The sequence below is a fragment of the uncultured Azohydromonas sp. genome (genome assembly GCF_937926365.1).
GTDB lineage: Bacteria > Pseudomonadota > Gammaproteobacteria > Burkholderiales > Burkholderiaceae_C > Azohydromonas.
Genome location: NZ_CALAOH010000051.1, coordinates 19,743 through 27,322, shown reverse-complemented (window position 1 = coordinate 27,322; position 7,580 = coordinate 19,743). Strand labels below are relative to the sequence as shown.

Annotated in this window: 6 protein-coding genes and 1 pseudogene; 5 read left to right on the top strand and 2 right to left on the bottom strand. The window is 70.1% G+C overall.

Annotated features, from left to right (window positions below; all coding sequences use genetic code 11):
• On the bottom strand, positions 1 to 582 hold a 582-nt coding region (locus Q0741_RS05125), incomplete at its 3' end, for an alpha/beta fold hydrolase (protein ID WP_298232115.1).
• A gap of 103 nt (positions 583 to 685) precedes the next feature.
• On the opposite strand from Q0741_RS05125, the pseudogene Q0741_RS05120 reads away from it, so the two are divergent.
• Positions 686 to 823: pseudogene (locus Q0741_RS05120) on the top strand (LysR family transcriptional regulator); the annotation flags it as partial.
• A 370-nt stretch (positions 824 to 1,193) separates the two neighbouring features.
• On the top strand, positions 1,194 to 2,258 hold the full coding sequence (locus Q0741_RS05110) for a PEP-CTERM sorting domain-containing protein (RefSeq protein WP_298232114.1): 1,065 nt from the start codon (positions 1,194 to 1,196) through the stop codon (positions 2,256 to 2,258).
• A gap of 27 nt (positions 2,259 to 2,285) precedes the next feature.
• Here Q0741_RS05110 and Q0741_RS05105 read toward each other — a convergent pair whose 3' ends face one another.
• Positions 2,286 to 3,272, bottom strand: coding sequence for an AraC family transcriptional regulator (locus tag Q0741_RS05105; RefSeq protein ID WP_298232113.1), 987 nt, complete (start codon positions 3,270 to 3,272; stop codon positions 2,286 to 2,288).
• 195 nt (positions 3,273 to 3,467) lie between these two features.
• Here Q0741_RS05105 and Q0741_RS05100 point away from each other — a divergent pair, with 195 nt between their 5' ends.
• The 3 genes from Q0741_RS05100 to Q0741_RS05090 all read left to right on the top strand — a co-directional run bounded on the left by Q0741_RS05100 (position 3,468) and on the right by Q0741_RS05090 (position 7,466).
• Positions 3,468 to 4,511: an XdhC family protein gene (locus tag Q0741_RS05100; RefSeq protein WP_298232112.1), complete on the top strand. Its 1,044-nt coding sequence runs from the start codon at positions 3,468 to 3,470 to the stop codon at positions 4,509 to 4,511.
• Between the two features lie 220 nt (positions 4,512 to 4,731).
• Positions 4,732 to 5,205 carry a (2Fe-2S)-binding protein gene (locus Q0741_RS05095; RefSeq protein WP_298232111.1) on the top strand — a complete coding sequence of 158 codons (474 nt, stop codon included), beginning with the start codon at positions 4,732 to 4,734 and terminating at the stop codon, positions 5,203 to 5,205.
• A 14-nt stretch (positions 5,206 to 5,219) separates the two neighbouring features.
• Entirely contained in the window at positions 5,220 to 7,466 is a 2,247-nt protein-coding gene (locus tag Q0741_RS05090) for a xanthine dehydrogenase family protein molybdopterin-binding subunit (RefSeq protein WP_298232110.1), read from the top strand.
• Positions 7,467 to 7,580 lie beyond the last annotated feature (114 nt).

Below are 7,580 nucleotides of genomic sequence, written 5' to 3'. Positions count from 1 at the left end.
ACGATCCTTAACTCTCGATGCGTTCTCATCAACACGGGATGGCCGTGCGCTTACGGCCTCGATCAGGCACTCGGGCAGCGGCGCGGGCTGGATCAGGAAGAACCAGTGCCAGTAGGCGCGCGCGAAGGTTTCACTCGTCTGCTCATACATGGCGAGCGTGGGCGCGATGTCCAGCAGCACCACGCGGCGCACCGCCTCGCCATGGTCGGCCGCGAGCCGGTGCGCCACGCGCGCGCCGCGGTCGTGCGCCATCACGGCGAAGCGCTCGTGGCCCAGCGCCTGCATCACGCGCCGCATGTCGCGCGCCATCACGCGCTTGCCGTAGTTGGCATGGTCCGCCTCGCCCGCGGGCTTGGAGGAGTCGCCATAGCCACGCAGGTCGCACAGCACCAGCGTGAAGCGCTCGGCCAGCGCGGGCGCGACCTTGTGCCAGAGGGCATGCGTCTGCGGATGGCCGTGCAGCAGCAGCAGCGGCGGCCCGTCACCGCCGACGCGGGCGTGGATGCGTACGCCCGCATCGGTCTCGATGTCCCGGACCTGGAAGCCCGGGAACAGGTCTTGGGATAGCCGGGCATCGTTCATGTGTCGTCTCCTGCTGGGACTCTGTGGGTTGAAGGCATGCTATCGATGAATTCAGGGAACATGATTTCCACCGAATCACATCTTTCGTGCCTCTCATTCATCAATGGACGCCTTCTCGGACTTGGCCTTCTTCAACCTGCTGGTCAAGCACGGCGGCCTGGCGGCGGCGCAGGAACTGGGTGTGACGCCCTCGGCGGCGAGCAAGCGGCTGGCGGCACTGGAGCGGCGGCTGGGCGTGCAGCCGCCGCTCACCGAGTGGAGCCTGCCGGGGGCGGACATCCACGCGGTGTTTCCCACCCGCAGCCACCTCTCGGCCAAGACGCGCGCGCTGGTGGACTTCCTGCTGGAGTGGTTCAGGCCCCGGCGCGAGGCCGCGGAGGCGGGACGCCCGGCGTGGTGAGCAGCGCCCCGGAGACCGGGTAACCAGGCTTGTCCAAACCGGGGCCTTGCCCCACCCGCGTTACCTGTCTTGCCCTGGCGCACAGCTGTTTCGTGGCGCATGCGGCACTTTGATTTGCTGGCATCTGGCGCCCTATCTCAGGGCTGTTCAGGGCTGACCGGCGCGCCGATCCCGCGCCTATGTTGGGCTGGACTCACGCCGGAGGTTAGGCATGAACAGTCACGCGATTCCCCTGCTGCTGGCGCTGGCCGCGGCCAGCGCGCAGGCGGCCCCCTTGCTGACATACCGCGTCACGTCCGTGGTGCCCGATTACGACAGCGAGGTGTGCGGTTGTGAATACACCGTCTCGGAGATCAACAACCAAGGCGTGATGGCGGGCGGCTTCAGCGTCTTCGACGGCTTCGGTGGCACCTACACGGTGGACGAATCGGGCCTGCATCCCATTCGCGGCACGGGCAATGGTTTTGTGCACCATGTCGTGGACCTCAACGACCGCGGCGAGGTGCTGGTCAATGGCGAGGTGTCGCGCAACGACATCATCCACAGCTACCTCTACCGCGGCGACGGGCGGCCCGCCATCGACATCAGCATCGAGGCGCTCGATTACAGCCGCGACGGCGGCCTCAACAACCGGGGCCATGCCATCGGCGTGGCCGGCTCCGGGCGGGACCGGGCCTTTTACTACGACGGTACGCAAAGCCGTTACCTGGAACTGGGCCTGCCCACGGGCTCGCGCATAGGGGACCTCTTGCTCAACGACGCCGAGACGGTGGCCGGCTACGCATTCAGCCTGGGAGCCTTCAAATACGAGGATGGCCGCTTGTCGTTGCTGGAAGGCATGGCGGACGCCCACGCCATCAACGATGCCGGCCAGATCCTGGGCGCCACCTTCACCGGCCAGTCCGCCATCCGCAACGCCGATGGCAGCCTGCAACTGCTGGATTTCCGCGCGTCAGAGAACCTGAACGGCCTGGGCTGGACGGTCGGCTGGGCCGGGGTCGGCGCCGCCCGGCACGGCTTCCTGTACCGGGACGGCCGCAGCTACGACCTCAACAGCCTGCTCGTGGCCAGCGACGCCGCCCAGTGGGTGCTGAGCGAGGGGCTGGACGTCAACGACAAGGGGCAGATCGTCGGCACCGGGCTGTTCAACGGCAAGGCCATGCCTTTCCTGGCGACGCCCGTGCCGGAGCCGGGCAGCTACGCGCTGATGCTGTGCGGCCTGGGCGTCATCGGCTGGGCGACGCGGCAGCGGCGGCGCCGCGCACCGGCGGCATAGCGGGCGCTGGCCGCTGCGGGCGCAACCTCACGCCACCGCGCCGGGCCGCCCGGCCGTTTCCAGCGCCGCCTGCCGCAGCAGGCTCATGTCCCGCCCGGGCGGCGCGCCGAACTCGCGGCTGTATTCGCGGCTGAACTGGGACGGGCTCTCGTAGCCGACGCGGTAGGCGGCCGTCGAGGCGTCGATGTGCTCGGCGAACATCAGGCGCCGCGCCTCGTTGAGCTGCAGGCGCTTGCGGTACTGCAGCGGGCTCATGGCGGTGAGCTGCTTGAAGTGGTGATGGAAGGTCGAGACGCTCATGCGCGCCTCGGTGGCCAGGTCCTCGACGCGCAGCGCCTCGGTGAAATGCGTCTTGAGCAGGTCGATGGCCCGGCCGATCTGGTGCCCATGGCTGCCGGTCGCTCCGATCTGGCGCAGCCGCGCGCCCTGGTCGCTCACCAGCAGCCAGTACAGGATCTCGCGCTGCACCAGCGGCGCCAGCACCGGGATGCTGTCGGGCACGTCCAGCAGGTCCACCAGGCGCTGGAAGGCGCGCAGCAGCGGCCACTTGACGCTGCCGGTGGTCATGGCCCGCTCGTTGGCCTGGCCGCGCGCGGGCGGCAAGTTGCCTTCCAGCACCAGGCGGTTGATCTCGTGCGGGTCCAACGTCATCAGCAGCGACATGAAGGGCTTTTCGCGGCTGGCATCGAGGATGTGCGTCACTGTCGGCACGTTCAGCGCCGTGACCAGGAAGGTGCTCGGGTCGTAGACGAAGGGGTCGCTGCCCAGCAGCACGCGCTTGCGGCCCTGCACGATCAGGCCCACGCTGGGCTGGTAGAGCCCGCAGATCGGGCCGACCGGGCTGTGGCTGCGGTACATCGACAGGCTGGGCAAGGCCGCCGACTGGTGCACCTGGCTGCCATTCGTCCAGCGCTCGATGCTCTGCACCAGGCCTGTGCGCGCCTCCTCGAAGCGCTGGGCTTCCAGCGCGGCGGGAATCCCGGTCGATGCGGTGGTTGCAAGCGTGTCGTTCATGGTCGCGGCCTCGGGCAGTGAGCGAGCGCGATGCTATCCAAGGGCGGCCCGCCTGGCGCGGCCGGCCCGGAGAATCAGGCAAACAAATTGCAGCATCGTGCTAACGGGCCGCGCGGGCCCGCGCCGACACTCGCGCCGTTGAAAAGCGCAGGATCAGGCCATCCACGGCCGCTGCGCGCTGCGAGGCGGAGTGACATGGAACACGTGGACGTGATGGTGCTGCGCACGCTCGCCGGGTGGCGTGCGCAAGGCCGGCGCGCGATGCTGGTGACGGTCGTGCGGACCTGGGGATCGTCGCCGCGGCCGGTGGGCTCGGTGATGGCGCTGCGCGAGGACGGCGCGGTGGTGGGCTCGGTGTCCGGTGGTTGCATCGAGGACGATTTGATCCACCGCCACGCGCAGGCCGGCGCGATGCCCGAGGGGTTGCCGCGGCTGCTGAGCTACGGCGTCAGCGCGGACGAGGCCCACCGCTTCGGCCTGCCCTGCGGCGGCACGCTGGAACTGCTGCTGGAACCGGACCCCGACGCCGAGCAACTGGGCGCGCTGGTGTCGGCATTGGACGCCGGCCGGCTGATGCGGCGCAGCGTGCGGCTGCGCGACGGCCACGTCTCGCAGTCGGAGGCCGCCACGCCCGAGGCGCATGCGACGCCGGACGAGGTGGTGAACACCTTCGGCCCGGCCTATCGGCTGCTGCTCATCGGCGCCGGCGCGCTGGCCGAGTGCCTGACCACCATGGCGCTGTTCAGCGGCTTCACCGTCACCGTGTGCGACCCGCGCCCCGAGTACGCCGGCCATTGGGGCGTGGACGGGGCGCGGCTCGTGCGCGGCATGCCCGACGACGTGGTGGCGGCGTTCCGGCCCGATGCGCGCAGCGCGGTGGTGGCGCTCACGCACGACCCCAAGCTTGACGACCTGGCGCTGCTGGAGGCGCTGCAGAGCCCCGCCTTCTACGTCGGCGCCATTGGCAGCCGGCGCAACGACGCGGCGCGGCGCGCGCGGCTGGCCGAGCATTTCGGATTGGCACCGGCGCAACTGCAGCGGCTGCGCGGGCCGGTGGGCCTGTACATCGGCAGCCGCACGCCGCCGGAGATCGCCGTGAGCATCATGGCCGAGCTGCTGGCGGTGAAGAACGGCATCGCGCTGCCCCAGAGCCTGTCGGTGCGCGAGGCCAAGAACCAGTATGCAGCGCAACCATCGCCCGCTTCATGCATGCCCGAGGCATTGGCCGCGGCGGCCTGACTCGAATCTGCAATGGCTATTGAGAAACAACCTCGTCATGCCCGCGCAGGCGGGCATCCACGCGTGCCGGGATGCCGCCTGGTGTTCGTGGACACCCGCCTTCGCGGGTATGACGGAGCTATCTGAGTCCTCGTCCGAAACTGGAATGCGGCTCACCTTCCCGGCATCCCGCCACGAGCGGCCTGACCGGACAACCTCCACCTCCAACCCCTGAGCTTCGATGACCACACTTCACGTCAACGGCCGCGAGCAGGCGCTCGACGTCGATCCCGGCACGCCCATCCTCTGGGCCCTGCGCGACACGCTGGGCCTGACCGGCACGAAGTTCGGCTGCGGCATGGCGCAGTGCGGCGCCTGCACCGTGCACATGGACGGGCAGGCCGTGCGCGCCTGCGTCACGCCCGTGTCGGCCGCGGCTGGCAGGAAGATCACCACCATCGAATCCGTCACCGACGGCCACGACAAGGTGGGGCAAGCCGTGCACGCCGCCTGGGTGCGCCACGACGTGGCGCAGTGCGGCTACTGCCAGAGCGGCCAGATCATGTCGGCCACCGCCTTCCTGAAATCGCTGCCCAAGGGCAAGGTGCCCAGCGAGAGCGAGATCGACGCCGCCATGGCGGGCAACATCTGCCGCTGCGGCACCTATGCGCGCATCCGCGCCGCCATCGCCGACGCCGCCAAGGCGCTGGCCTGAAGGAGCAGCCGACCATGCTTTTCGACACCACCACCCCCGCGCTCCCGAAGGCCCTGCAGGCGATGCTGGCCGCCCAGGCCCCGGCCGATGAGTCCGCATCCGGCGTGGGCCGGCGCAGTTTTTTGAAACTGGCCGCGGCGGGCGGCTTCGCGCTGGGCGCGTTCCCGCTGGCGGCCGGCGCGGCCGACGACCCGGCGCCCGCCGCGGGCCTGAAGCCCACGCAGCAGCCTTCGGCCTTCCTGAAGATCGGCGCCGACGGCATCGTGACGGTGACCATCAACCGGCTGGACTTCGGCCAGGGCGTGCAGACCGGGCTGCCGATGATCCTGGCCGAGGAGCTGGATGCGGACTGGAGCAAGGTCCGCAGCGTGCACGGCAGCAACGACCCGGCTTATGCCGACCCGGTGTTCGGCATGCACCTCACCGGTGGCTCCACCGCGCTGAGGCACAGCTACCAGCAGTACCGCGAGCTGGGCGCGCGCGCCCGCGCCATGCTGGTGTCGGCCGCCGCGGCGCAATGGAAGGCCGACCCCGCGTCGCTGCGCACGCAGGCCGGCGTGGTGATCGGCCCCGGCGGCAAGCGGTTGACTTATGGCGAGCTGGCCGAGGCCGCGATGGCGCAGCCGGTGCCCGAAAAGGTGGCGCTGAAGGACCCGAAGCAGTTCCGCCTGATCGGCCACGCGACGGGGCGGCTCGACGCCGTGGCCAAGAGCAGCGGGCGGCAGGACTACGGCATCGACGTGCGCCTGCCCGGCATGCTGACCGCCGTGGTGGCGCATCCGCCGGTATTCGGCGCCAAGCTGGCCGAGGTGGACGAGAGCGCGGCCCGCGCCGTCAAGGGCGTCAAGGCCGTGCTGCGCGTGCCGGTGGACCGCGGTGGCGACGGCGTGGCCGTGATCGCCGACGGCTACTGGCCGGCCAAGCTCGGCCGCGAGGCCCTGAAGCTGCGCTGGGACACCAGCGGCGTGGAGAAGGTGGACAGCGCGCGGCAGCTGGAGCAGTACCGCGCCCTCGCGAAGCAGCCCGGCCCGCGCAAGTACGACGCGGACCTGAGCGGCCTGGCGAATGCGCCGCAGCTCATCGAGGCCGAATTCCAGTTCCCGTACCTCGCGCACGCGCCGATGGAGCCGCTGAACTGCACCGTGCGGCTGCAGGACGGCCAGGCCGAGCTGTGGGTGGGCTCGCAGATGCCGGGGCTGGACGGCATGGCCGCGAGCAAGGTGCTGGGCGTGCCGCCGCAGAACGTGAAGGTGCACGTGCAGATGGCCGGCGGCGGCTTCGGGCGCCGAGCCATCCCGACCAGCGACTACGTGGTCGAGGCCTGCCAGGTCGCCAGGGCCGCACAGGCGGCCGGGCTGGCGGCGCCGATCCGCACGCTGTGGAGCCGCGAGGACGACATCCAGGGCGGCTACTACCGTCCGATGCACCTGCACACGGCGCGCGTCGGTTTCGACGAGCAGGGGCGCGTGCTGGGCTGGGACCACGTGATCGTCGGGCAGTCGATCACGGCCGGCTCGCCCTTCGAGCCGATGATGGTGAAGGACGGCATCGACGCCACTACGGTGGAAGGCATGCGCGATCCCTATGAGCTGCCGATGCGGTTGACCGTGCACCATCCGAAGGTGAACGTGCCGGTGCTGTGGTGGCGCAGCGTGGGCTCCACGCACACGGCCTACGTGATGGAGACGCTGATCGACGAGATCGCCCGCCGCACGAAGCAGGACCCGGTGGCCTACCGGCTGAAGCTGATGGGCCCGCAGCACCAGCGGCATCGCGCCGCGCTGCAGCTGGCGGTGGACAAGAGCGGCTACGGCAAGAGGACGCTGCCGGCGGGCCATGCCTGGGGCGTGGCGGTGCACGAGTCCTTCCAGTCGGTGGTGGCCTACGTGGTCGAAGCGTCGGTGCAGGACGGCCAGCCCGTGCTGCACCGCGTGACGGCCGGCGTGCACTGCAACCTGGTGGTGAACCCGCGCAGCGTCGAGGCGCAGGTGCAGGGCGCGGCGCTGATGGGTTTGAGTACCTGCCTGCCCGGCAATGCCATCACGCTCAAGGACGGCGAAGTGCAGCAGCACAACTTCCACGAGTACCAGGTGGCGCGCATTGGATCGATGCCGCGCATCGAGGTGCACATGGTGCCCAGCGCCGAGCCGCCGACGGGGATGGGCGAGCCGGGGCTGCCGCCGCTGGCGCCAGCGTTTGCCAACGCCATTGCCTCGCTCACGGGGAAACCGCTGCGGGAGTTGCCGTTTCGGATGGCTTGATGGACTGACGTGAGGCGACGGGCCTGGGGCCTGCGCTGGGACTTTGGCTGCGGCCGATCGGGCGGTGAGCTCGGTCGGCCGCAGTGCTTTGTGATGGTGGCCGCCAACAGGCGG

Bases quoted from the DNA above. Each gene is read 5' to 3' on its own strand.
- Q0741_RS05110 (WP_298232114.1), top strand. From the start codon at position 1,194: ATGAACAGTCACGCGATTCCCCTGCTGCTGGCGCTGGCCGCGGCCAGC.
- Q0741_RS05105 (WP_298232113.1), bottom strand. From the start codon at position 3,272: ATGAACGACACGCTTGCAACCACCGCATCGACCGGGATTCCCGCCGCG.
- Q0741_RS05100 (WP_298232112.1), top strand. From the start codon at position 3,468: ATGGAACACGTGGACGTGATGGTGCTGCGCACGCTCGCCGGGTGGCGT.
- Q0741_RS05095 (WP_298232111.1), top strand. From the start codon at position 4,732: ATGACCACACTTCACGTCAACGGCCGCGAGCAGGCGCTCGACGTCGAT.
- Q0741_RS05090 (WP_298232110.1), top strand. From the start codon at position 5,220: ATGCTTTTCGACACCACCACCCCCGCGCTCCCGAAGGCCCTGCAGGCG.